Origin of the sequence: Caballeronia sp. S22 (assembly GCF_964261745.1) — a bacterium.
Classification (GTDB): Bacteria; Pseudomonadota; Gammaproteobacteria; order Burkholderiales; family Burkholderiaceae; genus Caballeronia; species Caballeronia jiangsuensis.
In genome coordinates, this window is record NZ_OZ180038.1 from 683,645 (window position 1) to 698,946 (window position 15,302).

At 64.2% G+C, this 15,302-nt stretch carries 13 protein-coding genes; 6 read left to right on the forward strand and 7 right to left on the reverse strand.

Features of this window, described 5'->3' with window-relative positions:
- Positions 1-63: 63 nt before the first annotated feature.
- The 4 genes from ACEN42_RS29770 to ACEN42_RS29785 form a co-directional block, all read right to left on the reverse strand.
- Positions 64-633 (reverse strand): M12 family metallopeptidase, encoded by a 570-nt coding sequence (locus tag ACEN42_RS29770; RefSeq protein ID WP_371883305.1) that lies wholly within the window; start codon positions 631-633, stop codon positions 64-66.
- Positions 634-956: 323 nt separating this feature from the next.
- A complete protein-coding gene (locus ACEN42_RS29775; RefSeq protein ID WP_371883306.1) occupies positions 957-1,280 on the reverse strand; it encodes a hypothetical protein in 324 nt (107 codons plus the stop codon).
- A 59-nt stretch (positions 1,281-1,339) separates the two neighbouring features.
- Complete coding sequence (locus ACEN42_RS29780) at positions 1,340-2,101, reverse strand: phosphatase PAP2 family protein (RefSeq protein WP_371883307.1); 762 nt, start codon at positions 2,099-2,101, stop codon at positions 1,340-1,342.
- 41 nt (positions 2,102-2,142) lie between these two features.
- The gene (locus ACEN42_RS29785) at positions 2,143-2,835 is read right to left on the reverse strand and encodes a hypothetical protein (RefSeq protein ID WP_371883308.1); all 693 of its coding nucleotides are present in this window, start codon (positions 2,833-2,835) and stop codon (positions 2,143-2,145) included.
- Positions 2,836-3,095: 260 nt separating this feature from the next.
- On the opposite strand from ACEN42_RS29785, the gene ACEN42_RS29790 reads away from it, so the two are divergent.
- From ACEN42_RS29790 to ACEN42_RS29805, 4 genes are all read left to right on the forward strand, one after another.
- Positions 3,096-3,758, forward strand: a complete 663-nt coding sequence (locus ACEN42_RS29790; protein ID WP_371883309.1) for a response regulator — start codon at positions 3,096-3,098, stop codon at positions 3,756-3,758.
- Positions 3,755-5,038, forward strand: coding sequence for an ATP-binding protein (locus ACEN42_RS29795; protein WP_187603823.1), 1,284 nt, complete (start codon positions 3,755-3,757; stop codon positions 5,036-5,038). Before ACEN42_RS29790 ends, ACEN42_RS29795 begins: the two co-directional genes overlap by 4 nt.
- A 134-nt stretch (positions 5,039-5,172) precedes the next feature.
- Positions 5,173-5,541 carry a hypothetical protein gene (locus ACEN42_RS29800; protein WP_309243921.1) on the forward strand — a complete coding sequence of 123 codons (369 nt, stop codon included), beginning with the start codon at positions 5,173-5,175 and terminating at the stop codon, positions 5,539-5,541.
- Positions 5,542-5,789: 248 nt separating this feature from the next.
- Entirely contained in the window at positions 5,790-8,147 is a 2,358-nt protein-coding gene (locus ACEN42_RS29805) for a beta strand repeat-containing protein (RefSeq protein WP_371883310.1), read from the forward strand.
- Positions 8,148-8,190: 43 nt separating this feature from the next.
- Here the strand turns inward: ACEN42_RS29805 and ACEN42_RS29810 are convergent, their stop codons facing one another.
- Positions 8,191-9,948 (reverse strand): ShlB/FhaC/HecB family hemolysin secretion/activation protein, encoded by a 1,758-nt coding sequence (locus ACEN42_RS29810; protein ID WP_371883311.1) that lies wholly within the window; start codon positions 9,946-9,948, stop codon positions 8,191-8,193.
- A 266-nt stretch (positions 9,949-10,214) separates the two neighbouring features.
- Between ACEN42_RS29810 and ACEN42_RS29815 the strand changes: the two genes are divergently transcribed.
- Positions 10,215-12,575 (forward strand): ATP-binding protein, encoded by a 2,361-nt coding sequence (locus ACEN42_RS29815; RefSeq protein WP_371883312.1) that lies wholly within the window; start codon positions 10,215-10,217, stop codon positions 12,573-12,575.
- Positions 12,576-12,643: 68 nt separating this feature from the next.
- Here ACEN42_RS29815 and ACEN42_RS29820 read toward each other — a convergent pair whose 3' ends face one another.
- Positions 12,644-13,801 carry a porin gene (locus ACEN42_RS29820; RefSeq protein ID WP_238210843.1) on the reverse strand — a complete coding sequence of 386 codons (1,158 nt, stop codon included), beginning with the start codon at positions 13,799-13,801 and terminating at the stop codon, positions 12,644-12,646.
- An 859-nt stretch (positions 13,802-14,660) separates the two neighbouring features.
- Between ACEN42_RS29820 and ACEN42_RS29825 the strand changes: the two genes are divergently transcribed.
- A complete protein-coding gene (locus tag ACEN42_RS29825) occupies positions 14,661-14,972 on the forward strand; it encodes a hypothetical protein (RefSeq protein WP_187603817.1) in 312 nt (103 codons plus the stop codon).
- Between the two features lie 25 nt (positions 14,973-14,997).
- On the opposite strand, the gene ACEN42_RS29830 is transcribed toward ACEN42_RS29825, so the two are convergent.
- Positions 14,998-15,258, reverse strand: a complete 261-nt coding sequence (locus ACEN42_RS29830) for a hypothetical protein (RefSeq protein ID WP_187603816.1) — start codon at positions 15,256-15,258, stop codon at positions 14,998-15,000.
- Positions 15,259-15,302: the final 44 nt, after the last annotated feature.

The window sequence follows — 15,302 nt, forward strand, 5'->3', positions numbered from 1 at the left end:
ATCAAGGATTTTGGATCCAAAATTGGAAACCAAAGCTGCGCTGTAGCTACCGCAGCAATCGGCTCACCGTGGCCCGTAAAACATCTGCGCCATCACGATATCCGTCGTGCTCAACTGGCCATTGCCGTTCCAGTCGGGATTGCAGTAGTTCATGATCGATGCCAGATCCCACGCGCCGATCAGCGTGTCGCCATAAGTGCCCTGCGCGGGCTCATTGCAGCTCGACGGCGTGTCCGGCCGATTCTGCTCGTGCGCGAAACCCATCGCGTGGCCGAACTCGTGCGCGGCGATATTGCGGATGCAATACTCTTCACGACCGACGCAACTCGGACTCCAGTTCCTGAAAGTGAAGTTGAGCACCATTCCGCCGACGACGTTGTTCAGCATCGTTCCGAGACCTTGAGTGTGCGGCCCGGTCGCGGCGCTGTCTTCGACCGAAATCCGTATGCCGTAGTAGTTCGGGGCATTCGTGCATTGCTGCCAGCCCGTGAACGTGATGCCGGAATGCGCCTCCCAACTCGCCTCGACCGCGAGCCGGCTCCAGTCGCGCTGCGTGGCGTAAAGCACGAAGTCGGCATTGCTCAGATCCCAGCACACGCCGATCGGAAGCTGCTTCCAGATGACGGTGGACAACGCGAATCCCTTGGCCGTGGCTTTGTCCTGCGCGTTCGATTGCTCGGTCGAGCTTCTGGTTGCGGAATTTGCGGCGTCGGAACTATCGCCTGCGCCGCACCCACTCACCAGTATTCCTAACAATAATGCAAATAGCCACGCGCTGAATCGTCTCATCTTCTTCTCCGTGATTGCAGGAGAAGTATATTTTCTAATGCGCGTTCAAATTCGAATGCTCATTTCATAGTATTCGCGAAAATCGTCGATTTTCCGCGCGATAGCATTCGAGCGCTGCTGAAACAAAAAACCCCACGTTCTCGCGTGGGGTTTCTCGACTCTGGCTTTCAGCGAAGCCCGACTTCCTTGGCCCGCTTCACATTGCATGCCGCGTGTTCCGTATAAACGACGCGGTGCTGATTGTTGTAATAGACCGACCATCGATCGGCGCCATGATCCTTGAAGGCATATTCGGTGCACTGCGAATGCCACGGCCCCCAGTTGCCATCGGGCGGCCCGAGATTGTCTTCGACGTCCTCCCGCGTCATGCCGACTTTCACGCGGCCCATATACTCCCGCGGATCAGGGTCCTTGCTGAAAACCGAACATCCGCTCAGGCCGGTCAGGATCAGAACCAGTCCCACTACACCACACGCTTTCGATTCGAGCATCGCTTCAGTCCTCGCAAAAGGTCTGAAGCTATCGGCATCGCGGGGACGGGACAATCGAACTAATCCGAAAGTGCACGCGATCGCCGCCGCGCCAGTTCCGCCACGCCGATGCACGCCGCGAGCCACGCGCCGCCCGACGCGAAACCGCCGATCACATCGCCGGGAAAATGCACGCCGATCACGACGCGGCTCGTTCCGATCGCCAGCACGATGAAGCACGCCAGCGCGACGATGAGCGGATCGCGGCGCGTCGGCGCAAGGCGCAGCAGCACGTACGCGCACATGCCGTAGCAGACGATCGATCCGAACGTGTGCCCGCTCGGAAACGCGAAGCTTTCGGGCAAGGGCATTGTCGAGCCGGTGGGACGGTCGCGGCGCATCATCGCCTTGAGCGCCTGATTGAGCAGGCCGCCCGCGCTCGTGACCGCGGCAAAATACACGGCGAGGCCGAAGCGGCGCATGAGGATCAGCGCGGCGCACATGAGCGCGCACACGAGCGTGAGAAACCAGGGATCGCCGAGATGCGTGAGATTCGCGAACCATCGCGCGGCGAGTGCGGGTGTGCCGTCGCGCACGGCGTCGAGCAAACGCTGATCCGCCGATGAAAACGCCGTGCCCTGTGCAATTCGCGTCGCAATGGCGATGAACACCGTCGCGCCGAGCGCGACCGTCACCAGCGCCGACACCGCGACGGCCCGCCCCGACGCCCGTGTTTCGCGCGCGGCCCACGCCCACCCGCAAGCCGCAACGGCAGGAACGACGAAGAGCACAATCGCGATGATCTCGACCGCATGCCGTTGCGCGAGCGTCGTGTATTCCATGATGTCCTGTTTCTCCCCAATTGCCCGCCGCCCGCGCGGGCTCAGGACGCTGCCGCGCTGGCCTCCGCTTCGAACGGTCTGTCCCACCCGAACGCCTGCACACGCGCGACGGACTTCTCCACGACGAGCACGCCGCAGATTTCGCCGGGCATCGGCAGCGTGAGGGCGTGCCAGCCGGCCGGCGCGGTGTCGTCGCTTGCTTCGCCGTGTGCCGCGCGCGTTCTGCCGATCCGCGCGGCTTCGTCCCACATGAGCTTTCTGGCGGCCGCATCGCGGGCGCCCGCCGTCTCGACGGTCAGTCCAAGCCCTATTCTCGTCGATGCCACCGCGATCACGATCCAGATGCCCGAGTACGCAACATCGACATATATCGCGCCACCGGCGGACGGATGCGTGACGACGACGCGTTCGCCGGGCCCGTCGTCCACGCCCACTTCATGCGGTTCGCAACCGAGCATGTGCGAGAGCACGAGGCGCAGCGTCGCGCGTGCGACGCCGAAACGCCGCCCGAGCGCCGAATTTGGATGCAGCCGCGTGCGCTTGCGCTCGGCCAGGCTGAGCCAGCTCCCGATATTCGATGCCGACGCAAAGCGAAATTCACTCGGCACGAGCCAAAGACAGACCTCGCCGGGCGCGGGTGGTTCGTGGATCTGCACGCGCGACTTGGCGAGATCGTAGTAGCGCCACGGAACCTCCGCGGCATGAAGCTCGGGGATGCGAACGGTGGAAGGCATGGGCGCCGGCGGAAACGGGCGGCGCGTGCGACGCGCCGGAACGATCCGCATTCAGGGAGAAACCAATATTTTCGGCGCTCGTACCTTATGGGATGCTTAACCGGCGACACCGAGCACCGTATCGAAACTCCCTAAGCATTTCCTAAGCTTCTCTCCACTACGCTTGCGGCTTCCCTGAACGCGAAGACCCGCCAGATGAAGCCAGCGCCATCCGCCACCGTCACGCGTCGTCGAAAGCCATGACCGCCCGGAGACACGCCATGAGGGTATTGCTCGTCGAAGACGACCGCATGATCGGTGAATCCGTGCGGGACGAACTGCGCGAAAGCAGCTACGCCGTCGACTGGGTGCGCGACGGCAAGCTCGCGCTGACGAGCCTCACCACGCACGTCTACGATGCGATCCTGCTCGACCTCGGCCTCCCCGGCGCCGACGGCATCGACGTGCTGCGCGCCGTGCGCCGCGGGGCACATCACGTGCCGCTCATCATCATCACTGCGCGGGATTCCGTCGAAGAGCGCATTCGCGGTCTCGACGAAGGCGCCGACGACTACCTCATCAAGCCCTTCGACGTCTCCGAGCTGAAAGCGCGCATGCGCGCGGTGATCCGCCGCCGTGGCGGACAGGCCGCGCCGCTCATGACGAACGGCGTGCTCACGCTCGATCCCGCGACGCGCGAAGCCACGTCCGGCGAGATCGCGACGCGCCTGTCCAGCCGCGAATTCGCGCTGCTGCAGTCGCTCATGATCCGCCCCGGCGCGATCCTCTCGCGCGCGGAGCTCGAAGACCGCATCTACGGCTGGAACGAGGAAGTGGAAAGCAACGCAGTCGAATTTCTGATCCATTCGCTGCGCAAGAAGCTCGGCGCCACCGCGATCAAGAATGTGCGCGGCGTGGGCTGGATGGTTTCGAAGCAGCCATGACGCGTTCGCTTCAGTTCAGGCTGTCGGCCTGGCTTTCGGCGCTGATCGTCGTGATCGCGGCGGCGGGCGGCGTCATCGCCTTCAAGACGGCGTTCCACGAGGCCAACGAGTTGCAGGACGGCCAGTTGAAGCAGATCGCCGCGCTCGTGACGCCGCGCACGCTCGCCGTGATGGAGCGCGAGGCGCTCGCGGACGTCGGCGGCGCGGACCCGGAATCGAAGCTCATCATTCAGACGATCGCCGAGCGTAAGCCGCTTTCGCTCGCGCCCGGCTTGCCCGACGGCCTGCAAAACACGATCGTCGATGGCACGCCGTGGCGTCTCGCCATCAACACGCTCGACGACGGCACCCGCGTCGTGATCGGCCAGAAGACGGCGGGCCGGGACGAAATCGCTCGCAACGGCGCGCTCGCCACCGTGATGCCCTTCGCCGCGCTCGCGCTCGTGCTGCTCGCGGCGCTGCACCTGATCGTGCGCCGCATGTTCCGGCCGCTCGCGGCGCTGTCCGCCGGTCTCGACACGCGCCCCGAGCACGATCTCTCCGCACTCTCCGGCGACGCGCTGCCGAGCGAAATCGCGCCCTTCGTCGTCGCGATCAACCGGCTGCTCGCGCGCGTGGAGGCGTCGGTGGCGCTGCAACGCCGCTTCGTCGCCGATGCCGCGCACGAACTTCGCTCGCCGCTGACCGCGCTGTCGTTGCAGGCCGAGCGGCTGAGCGCATCCGACTTGCCGGACTCCGCGCGCGCGAAGCTCGATGCGCTCAGGCGCGGGCTCGCGCGCACGCGTTCGCTGCTGCATCAACTGCTGACGCTCGCGCGCCTGCAGCAACGCACCGACGCCGACACGGCGCAGCTGCGCGTGCAGGAAGTCTTCCGCAACGTGCTGGAAGATCTGATGCCGCTCGCGGAGGCGAAGGACATCGATATCGGCGTGTCGAGCGCCGACGACGTGTTCATCCACGCGCCGCAGGCCGATCTCACGATCCTGGTGAAGAATCTCGTCGACAACGCAATTCGCTACACGCCGCCGGGCGGCCGCGTGGATCTCGCGACGGGCGTCGCGAACAAGCGTCCGTGGATTCGCATCGAGGACAGCGGCCCCGGCATCGCGCCCGAGGAACGCGCGCGCGTCTTCGATCCGTTCTATCGCGTGCTCGGCAGCGACGTGGACGGCTCGGGCCTCGGGCTTTCGATCGTCGGCACGATCGCGGCGCGCATGGGCGCGAAGGTCGAGCTCGCCGATGCCGCGCCGCGCGGGCTCGTCGTGACCGTCACGGTCTGAACGCTTGCGTTCGGCTGTTCGATCGCACGGCAAATGCAGGCCGCGTAAGGACATACGCGAGCCGCATGCCGGGCGCGCGTGGGGCATGCTATCGTCGATGCGTGATTCCGATGGGTCATTTCGATGCCGCCATCATGAGCCAAGTGCGCTTTCCCCTCGGACCCGATGACCGGGTGCATCTGATGTGCTGGCTCACGTGCGGACTGCTCGGCGCGTATTACATCGAAGGCGACTGGCCCGATACGTCGTTTCAGGTGCGCACCGCGCACCGCTGGCTCGACCGGCATCATCGCGCGGCGGAATGGATCGAGACCGCGCGGCTCTCGGCGGCGGCGCAGGCGCTCGCCGCGCGCTTCTCGACGACGCTCGACGCCGACGCCTCGCGCGGCGACATCGAGCGCATTCTCGAAGGCGAGGATCTCGACTACGAAAGCGCGCTCGTGCAGCGCATCTATCACGAGTGCTGGATCGAGTTGACCAGCCGGCGCAGACCTTCGCACTAGCAATCAATTTTCATGCCGCATCAGGCATGTGCCCCGAAGCTTCTCGCATTCGGGCACGCACATTTTTTCGACCGGCACGAATGTGCGGAACCCCACATTGACGCTCATGGCGCGGCGCTAACATCGGCGCGCCTGCTCGCACGTCGATGTTCGCGCCCCCGGCCGTGACTGATTCGCCGGGCTGAAAAGCGGCTACACCGTCAGCGGCCAAGGACGATGTGAACAATCGAAACTGACCGGAGGTCGCCATGCAGCGCAGCATTCGTCCGCTCCTTCCTCAATTCCCGATTCGTCGCGCGCGGTTGCGGCCGCTCGCGATGCTCGTGCCGCTCGTCGCGGGCCTGACGTGCGCAATTCCCGCCGATGCCGCGCCGCCCTTGCCGGCGGGTGGCCAGTTCGTCGCGGGCAGCGGCGCGATCGGCGGCACCGACCAGTCGCTCACGATCAACCAGACATCGACGCGCGGCGTCATCACCTGGAACAGCTTCTCGATCGGCGGCGGACGACAGGTCACGTTCAACAACGGCACCGGAGCGACGCTCAATCGCGTGACGGGCGGCGATGCATCGGTGATTCTCGGGCAGCTCAACGCGACGGGCAGCGTGTATCTCGTCAATCCGCAGGGCGTGCTCGTCGGGCCGGGCGGAGTCGTCGCGACGGGCGGGCGCTTCGTCGCGTCCGCACTGGATATCGGCAACGACGCGTTCATGCAGGGCGGCCCGCTCACGCTCTCGGGCGGCGGCGACGGCATGGTCATCAATCTCGGCAAGATCGGATCGAGCGGCGGCGACGTGTTCCTCGTGTCGCGCACGGCGGCGGTGAACGGCGGCAGCATCAGCGCGCCGCAGGGCACGGCCGAAATCGCGGCGGGCAATCAGGTGCTGTTGCAGGACGCGTCGGGCGGACAACAGGTTTTCGTGCAGGCGGGCAGCGGCGGCACGGCGATGAACGGCGGCATGATCCAGGCGGCGCAGGCCAGCCTCCAGGCCGCCGACGGCAACGTGTACGCGCTCGCGGGCAACAACACCGCGATCCGCGCGACCGGCACCGCGACGCGCGACGGCCACGTCTGGCTGGTCGCGGACCGGGGCGCCGTGCACGCGAACGGCGCGATCGCGGCGACGAACGCCGACGGCGGCGGCGGCACGGTCGAAACGCGCGCGAACACGCTCGACGTCGCGGGCGCGAACGTGCAGGCGCGCACATGGAAGCTCGGCGCGCCGACATTCACGGTCGATCAGGCGAACGCGGACTCGCTCGCGCGCAGCTTGAGCAACGGCACATCGGTCGATGTCGAAGCCAGCGGCGGCGATCTGACCGTGGGCGGCAACGTCCAGTGGAACGGCAATGCGTCGCTCACGCTCGGCGCGGCGCATGGCGTGTCGGTCGGTCCGGGCGCGGCCATCGGCAACACGGGCAACGGCAATCTCACGCTGCGCGCGGATGCGGGCGGCATCGACAACGGCGGCAGCGTGACGAACCGCGGCACGATCGACTGGTCGAAGAGCGGCGGGATCGTCAGCGCGCTCTACGACATGAACGGCAGCTACGCGCCGGGCACGCTGCTGACCAACAGCGGATGGACCGCCGCGCCGTATAGCGGCGTCGTCACGCAAATCACGGCGTACAAGCTCGTGAACACGCTCGCCGATCTGTCCGGCGTGTCGAAAGACCTCGCGGGCGTCTATGCGCTCGGCAAGGACATCGATGCGAGCGCGACCGCCTATCCGAACTTCTTCACGGCGATCGGCGCAACGCAGACGCCGTTCACCGGCCAGTTCGACGGCTTCGGCCACACGATCGACAAGCTCGCGACGGTGGCGAACCTCAACGACGACCGCTACGGCATGTTCGGCGTGATCGGCGCAAGCGGCGTCGTGCGCAATCTGAATCTCACCAACGCCAGCACGGGCGACTATTCGTCGGGTGCGTTCGGCTTGCTCGCGGGCCAGAACAACGGCCTCGTCACCTACGTCAACACGACGGGCGGCGTCGGGCAGAACGGCTTCGGCGGAGCGGGCGCGGGCGGGCTCGTCGGCGTGAACAACGGGATCATCGAACGATCGTCGAGCACCGCGGATGTCGGTTATCAGATTCCCGCGGGCGGACTCGTGGGCGTGAACAACGGCACCATCGCGCAATCGTTCGCGACCGGCGCGACTCAGGCCGGGACGCACGGCGAAACGGGCGGGCTCGTCGCCTTCAACAACGGACTGATCACGCAGTCGTACGCGACGGGCAGCGTGGGCGGCTTCGGCGGCGGCGGACTCGTGTATGTGAACGGCACCAACGGCGTGATCAACGAATCGTTCGCGGTGGGGCAAGTCGGCGGCGGCGGGCCTCCGGGCGATCCGGAAGGCGGCATCGCGGCATACAACCAGGGCGCGATTCACAACAACGTCTACTGGAACAAGGACACGACGATTCGCACCAGCGCGGCCGGATCGAATTCGGGAACCGTTCCGCCCGATTCGAACGGTCTCACCACCGCGCAGATGAGCAACGCGTCGAATTATCTCGACTGGAACATTCCGGCGGGCGGCGTCTGGGCGATGCCGGCGGGGGCGACGCATCCCGTCTTGCAGTGGCAGCAGGCGCAGCCCTGAAGCGCGCGCAACTGGACGGCGCGCTGCCGCGCCGTCCAGCGCGCTAACTTCCGATCACGAGAAAGATCTCTCCGACCGGCGCCTTCGATCCATTCGGCACCACGGCCTTCAGCGGAAATCCATACGTGCCGCGAAAGCTCACGAAGCGCCCGACCTGCACGCGAATCCCCGCCCCGACGCTCGCCAGCGACGCATCGTTGACTTCGCCGAATTCGGCGATGCGATTCCACACGTGGCCCGCATCGAAGAACACGAACGGCTGCATCGCCGCAATGCCCGCCGATATCGCCGGCGCGCGCAGTTCCGTCTGCAGGTTCCATCCGCGATCGCCCTGCGCCGCGTACGGCTCATAGCCGCGCACGGTGGCATCGCCGCCCAGACCGAGCTCCTCGCTCGGCAACAGCGTGCTGCCTGTCCACTGAAAAAGCCCGCGCGCCGACACCGAGAAGCCCGACGTGCCGAGCGGCATGTCGCGCTGCGCCGACAACTGCATGTACTGATAGCGCGGCTTCGCGCCGAGGCGCGCGGCATCGTAGGCTTCGTCGTTGCTGTTGCTGTCGAAATAACCCGGACTCACGAAGAGCGATGCATTCAGATGCGTATCGCCGGAAGCGTCGCTCTTCGAAAGATCGTAGGCGACGACGAACTGATGTATATGGGTGTTCGCATTGAACACCTGAAAGCCGCCGAATTCGAGGTCGTTGTTCGAGCGCTTGAAGTCATAGCCGAGCTGCACTTGCTGCTGCCACGCGCCCGCGTGATCGAGCGGCGGCAAGCGCCAGTCGTATCGAAAGCTGATTTGGGAGCTGAGACCGGTTTGCCCGTAACTGTCCGGCAAACGCGGCGTGCTTTCCGCGAACACGCCGAACAACTCGACGCGATCGAGCCACGGCAAGGGCGCCACCACATTGAACGCATGCGCGATATAGCGCGGACGATCGGGCCGCCCTTCGAGATCCGGATTGCCGCTCAGAAGATCGTTACTCGCAGTCATCTGATAGCCGATGCGCGCATCGATGCCGAACAGATTGCCGTAATCGAATCCCGCGAGAATGCGATCGCGGCCGAGATCGCGCACGCCGTCGTTGTTATAGCCGCCGTAGATGCGAAACGGAAAGCGATCCTCGGTTTGCAACACGACATCGGTCGTATCGTGCGCGGCGCCCGGCGCATAGATCACGTCCACGCGCCGGTACGGATTCGCGTTGAGCAGCGCGAGCCCCGAAGCGATATCGCTTTCGCGGATCGGCTCGCCGCTCGCGAGCGGCATCTCGCGCATGAGAAGCGCATCGGAGAAATAGCGATTGCCTTGGGGTATCACACGCCCCGCGCGAAACTCGGCGATGACGATCTTCACGACGCCATCGCTCACGTCCTGCTCGGGCACGTACACATCGACGAGCGGCTGGCCCGCGGCGCGATATCGCTGCACGACCGCGCGCCGTATCCCGGCGAGACGCGCAAAAGTCAGAGGCTTGTGGAGATCGGCCGAGAAGCCGTCGAGAAATTCGCGCGAGAGCAATGGCGCGCCCGTCGCGGTGATCGCGTTGTCCGCAGCCGATTGCGTCGTCGGCTCCGCGGCATCCGCGCGCACGAACGCGATGCCGCGCAGATCGCGGATAGCGACGTCCTGCGAGTCATCGCGAGGTTCGGGCCGCGATGGCGACGCGCGCGGCCGTTCCTCGGCGGGCGGCGCAATCGGCGCGACATCGCGATACGACTGCGCGGCGGCATCGCGTGCAGGAACGATGCAGACGATCGCTGCCGACACGGCCGTCGCGGCGACGCGTGCGCGTGTCAATCGATTAGTCGCGCGCGGCGATCATGAAGCATGTATCCTCCGGCGTTCGTCGCGTGGGTCGGCTTCGCATGGTATCAGCGATGTCGCGGAACGTTTCGTGCAGTAAGCGTATCCATCGCGGTTCACGTAGAAATGACGCCGGGCGAATCATTCGACATGTAGAAATCACCGCGTCACGCGCGGCGCATGTGTCGAACGCACAACCCATCTATGATTCGAAGACGATCGGCCTAATAGACAGCCGAAGCCGCATGACCAGGACAGGGATGGACAAAACCTCCACCGCAGATATCGACGCGCAATGCGCGCGCGAGCCGATCCACATTCCCGGCGGCATCCAGCCTCACGGCGTGCTCTTCAGCGTCGATGCGCACTGCCACATCCTTCAGGTGAGCGCCAACGTCGCGCAGTTCGCGCACATCGCGCCCGACGCGTGCCTCGGGCTCGCGCTGTCGGCTGTGCTGGGCGAGCCCGCAGCCGAACGCGCGAGCGCGGGCCTCAGGCAACTCACGCGCGATGGCGCGACGATCCACGCCGGCAACGTGGTGCTCGACGGCTGGACGCTGCGCGGGCCGGTCGCGATCGTCGTGCATCGGCATGACGGGCTGCTGTTCGTCGAAGTCGAGCCGGCGCAGGACACCGCCGATGTGTTCTCGACCATTTACCCGCTCGTGCGCTCCTTCGTCACCGAAGTGCAATCGATGCGCACCATCGAGCAGCTCTGCCAGTTCGCCGCGGATGAAATCGCGCGCATCACCGGATTCGGGCGCACGCTCGTGTATCGGTTCGATGAAGAAGGCAACGGCAACGTGCTCGCCGAAGCCGTCGAGCCGGGCTATCCGTCGTATCTGAACCAGCACTTTCCGGCGTCGGACATTCCGGCGCAGGCGCGCGAGCTGTATCGCAGGAATCGCATTCGCCTCATCTCGAACGCCGACTACGAAGCCGCGCCGCTCGTGCCCGCGCTGCATCCGGCGACGGGCCGCCCGACCGATCTCACCTACGCGTCCTTGCGCAGCGTGTCGCCCGTGCATCTGCAATACATGCGCAACATGGGCACGCTCGCCTCCATGTCGATGTCGATTCTCGTCGACGACAAGCTATGGGGCCTGATTTCCTGCCATCACGCGACGCCGCGCCTGCCGCCGTTCGAAGTGCGCACCGCATGCGAGCATGTCGCGCAGATCGTCTCGTTGCAGATCGAGGCGCGCGAGTCGCAGGGCGAGGCGCATTACCGGCTCGAACTGCGCCGCATGCTGTCGAAGCTGCTTTCGTCAATGGCCAATACCGACAGCTTCGTCGACGCGCTCGTCAACGACGCAGCCGATCTGCTCGGCTTCACGCGCTCGTCGGGCGCGGCGGTGATCTTCGAAGGACGCACGTCGCTCATCGGCGTGACGCCGGGCGAGCATGGCGTGACAGCGCTCGTCGACTGGCTCGACGATCAGAGCGAGGATGTCGTGATGTCGGATCGCGCCTCGCAGGAATGCCCCGCGCTCGCGGATTCGTCCGACGTGGCCGGTTTTCTCGCGGTATCGATCTCGAAGATTTACCGCAACTACGTGATCTGGTTCCGCCGCGAAGTCGTGCAGACGATCGAATGGGCCGGCGACCCGCGCGCGAAGCTCACGGGCCTCGCGGACTCGTTGTCGCCGCGCGTGAGCTTCGATACGTGGACCGATGTCGTGCGTCATCGCTCCTTGCCGTGGCGTCCGGCCGAGCGCGAGATCGCGCTGGAATTCCGCGCGGCGGTGCTCGGCATCGTACTGCGGCGCGCGGAGGAGATCGCGCAACTCGCGACCGAACTGGGTCGCGCGAATCACGAGCTCGAAGGCTTTTCGTACACGGTGTCGCACGATCTGCGCGCGCCGCTCAGGCATATCGTGAGCTTCGCGGACCTGCTCGGGCAGATCGACGGCGAGAAGCTGTCGGAGCGCGGGCGCGGCTATCTGGAGCGCATCGTGACGTCGGCGCGTTTCGGCGGCCGTCTCGTCGACGATCTGCTTTCGTTCGCGCAACTCGGCCGCGCGGCGCTGCGTCCGCACAAGGTCGACGTCCACGCGCTCATCCATACGGTGATCCAGAACGATATCGAAGAACACGCGTCGGCGCGCGTGCACTGGAAGGTGGACGCGCTGCCGTCCATCGAGGCGGATCTCGTCTTTCTGCACGTGGCGTTCGCGAACATCATGTCCAACGCGGTGAAGTTCAGCGCGCAGCGCGATCAGCCGACGATCGAGATCGGCGCACACGATGGCGCCGGCGAACTGGCCGGCCACGTCGTGTATTTCGTGCGCGACAACGGCGTGGGCTTCGACATGCGCTACGTCGACAAGCTCTTCGGCGTGTTCCAGCGCCTGCACGTGAACGAAAAGTTCGACGGCACCGGCATCGGCTTGGCGAACGTGCGGCGCATCATCGAGCGGCATGGCGGCAAGGCCTGGGCCGAGGGCACGCCCGATCGGGGCGCGACTTTCCATCTGGCGCTGCCGAAGCAGTTTCGCCCCGAGAGCGGCGTGCGGCGCGACACGGCCGCGTCAGCGCTGGCGCGGCTCGCGGCGGGCACGGGCGGCGCGGGGCATGACATCGGCCAGCTCGTCAGGCGTTCGGAGCAGGAGAAAAAGTAACGCGCAAAGTAAAACGGCCGCGATCTCATCGATCGCGGCCGTTGCGCTTTGATGCTGCTCCATTGCGCTTAGAAGCGGTGACGCAGACCCACGGTCGCCGCAACCTGATTCTGCGTCGACGACGGCGACAGCGTGTTGATCATCGCGACGTTCGCGCCTGCATTGCCCAGATCGCCCGATGCGTGCTGATACACGCCTTCGACGTACACATCGGTGCGCTTCGAGAGCGCGTAATCGGCTTGCAGCGATGCGGTATGCCACTTCGGATCGCCCGAACCGTTCGCGCCCGTCACCTTGCCGTCCGTGAACGTGTACGACGCGTTCAGGCTCAACGCCGGCGTCAGCGCGTAGCGGCCGTTCAGCTCGAAGTTGTTCAGATGCAGATTCGTGTTGCCCGGCAGCGCGACCGTCGTGCCGCCTTGCGACGCGGCGAGCAGGTTGTCGTAGTGGGTGTTGGTCCACACGAAGGCGACTGTCGCGGGGCCGTACGTGTAGTTCACGCCCGCGCCGAACGTGCGCTGCAATTCGGCCGTCAGATTGGCGTTATTGCCCTGACCTGCCGAAACCGCGCCGCCCGCATTCGCGTTGCCGCGCGAGTTGTTCGTCTGCAAATAGGCGGCCGCGAAGTTCAGCGGGCCGTTGCCATACGAAGCGCCCGCGCTCCACGCACGGTTGTTCGCGAACTGGCCGGCGTCGTTCGAGAAGCCGTACAGACCGCCGAACTTGAAGCCCGCGTAGCTCGCGCTCTGATACTTGACCGAGTTCTTGATCGAGAACGAGTGATCGAGGTTGTCGTTATCGAACGGGTGCGCGGCCAGGTTGTTGCCGTAGCCCGCGCCGGATTCCGCGAACGGCGACAGATAATCGACCATCGAATCATATTGACGGCCGAGCGTGACCGTGCCGAATTGATCGTGTTGCAGGCCGACGTATGCCTGGCGATTGAACATCGTGTTGCTTTCGTTGAAGCGGCCGTTATTGAGGTTGAAGCCGCTCTCCAACTTGAAGAGCGCGTGCAACCCGCCGCCCAGATCTTCGCTGCCTTTCAGGCCGAAGTAAGTATCGGAAACTGCGCCGCTGCCTTGTTGCCAGTTGCTATGGCCGCCGGAGTTGTTCGTATAGACGAGGCCTGCGTCAAGCGTGCCGTACAAAGTAACGCTGCTCTGCGCGTGGGCTGCTACTGCGAACGTGCCGAGAATGCCCGCGATGAGAAGGGTTTTTTTCATGGTTCTCTAGTGTCCTGTTTAAAGCGAAAGCTTCCGGGGTTGACGAACCATATCGATGGCCGTTTGCCCTCGTGAAACTGGGACACACTTTATTCGACTGACAACTGAAGTGGCCGCGTATCGCGCGCAATAATCATTTGCCGATTCTGCAACCGGGGCGCAAAATCCTTCATATTCGTTTAAGGTCAAGCGCTTAGCCCCGCCAGCCGGCCTCCCACGACGATTCTTCTGTTGCACATCGACGACGTTATTGGTGCGGATTCTGGAGAACTCCATTTCGCCGAATGTCGTTTATAACGATCAGCGATATTTGCTAGACTCGTTGGTGTCTACAGGTCTCCGAAGCAGATATTCTGAGGACACGGGGCGGTTTCGCGAGAGGAAATCGCCCCGTTTTAATTCGCCTTTTTCGGATTCGACTTCCGTTACTCAATCGCGCGTATATCACACTTCAATGGGAGCGTTTTAGCCTCGCTCATAATCCCGATTCATCGCAAATAATCAGGTACCCGAACCATTCGGTGGATTGCGCCGATTTTCTTTCATTTGTCTATCGAAACGACTTTCATTCGCATCGATATCGTCGATATGTTTTTGCGAATATCTCGATGTCTTGAAAATTTTGCGCAGCTGTCCGCCGATTCGAGGCGACGAAATTACAGCCGTCGCCTCCCCGTTCGGCAATTAGAGGGAAACTTCTTAAAAAATGTAACTGGTCGCCAAACGTTTGCCGTGACATGCGGCGGTCATCGGACATCTGGAGTTTCATTTCGAAACAAATTGAATAGCCTTGAATCGCCTCTCCGGAACATTGATTGCTTAAATAGAGGTCTCTGCAAATCCAGCCGGAATCAGCAACATGAAAAGAAGCGCCGATGCAACAACCGTCCCAGCCTTTCGACAGCGACGCCCAGCGCAACTCGCGGAGGGCGAACTAAAACACCTGGAAAGGATACTGGCGAGTTTCGTCGAAGGCAGCACGTCCTCGGATCGTCTGCCCGCCAGATACTGGAACATGCGCATTTCGCAACTGGATGAGGATTACGATCTCGTCCCGTCGCAGAGTCATCGTGTGGCTTCGCTTCAACGCAAGCTCGCGTTGCTCGACAAGGCACTCGATACGGCCGCCGACGCTCAGGACGGTCAGCAAAGCCGGCGCGTCGCCGCCTGACTTCGCTCCACATCGCACGACGGCATCACGAGGCCGCTCGCACCCACTCATCGACGAATGTGCGTGCCGCCGTATGCGCGCTCATCAGCGCATCTTCAGCCGACGTGAAACTCGAATAGCGCGTGCTCTCGATGCACAGCGGCGAAAACGCCGTGACCGGTCTTCCCGAACGACTGATGGTTACGATCGCCAGATAGTGCGCCGCGCCGGGAGAAGGCACGAGCCTGTGACTGGTTTCGATCGCGACTTCGAGCACGAAGCCTTTGTGGTTGTACGACCGGATCATCGGAGCACCCCGTCACGCTGAAACGACGCAAAGCCGCGCACCGC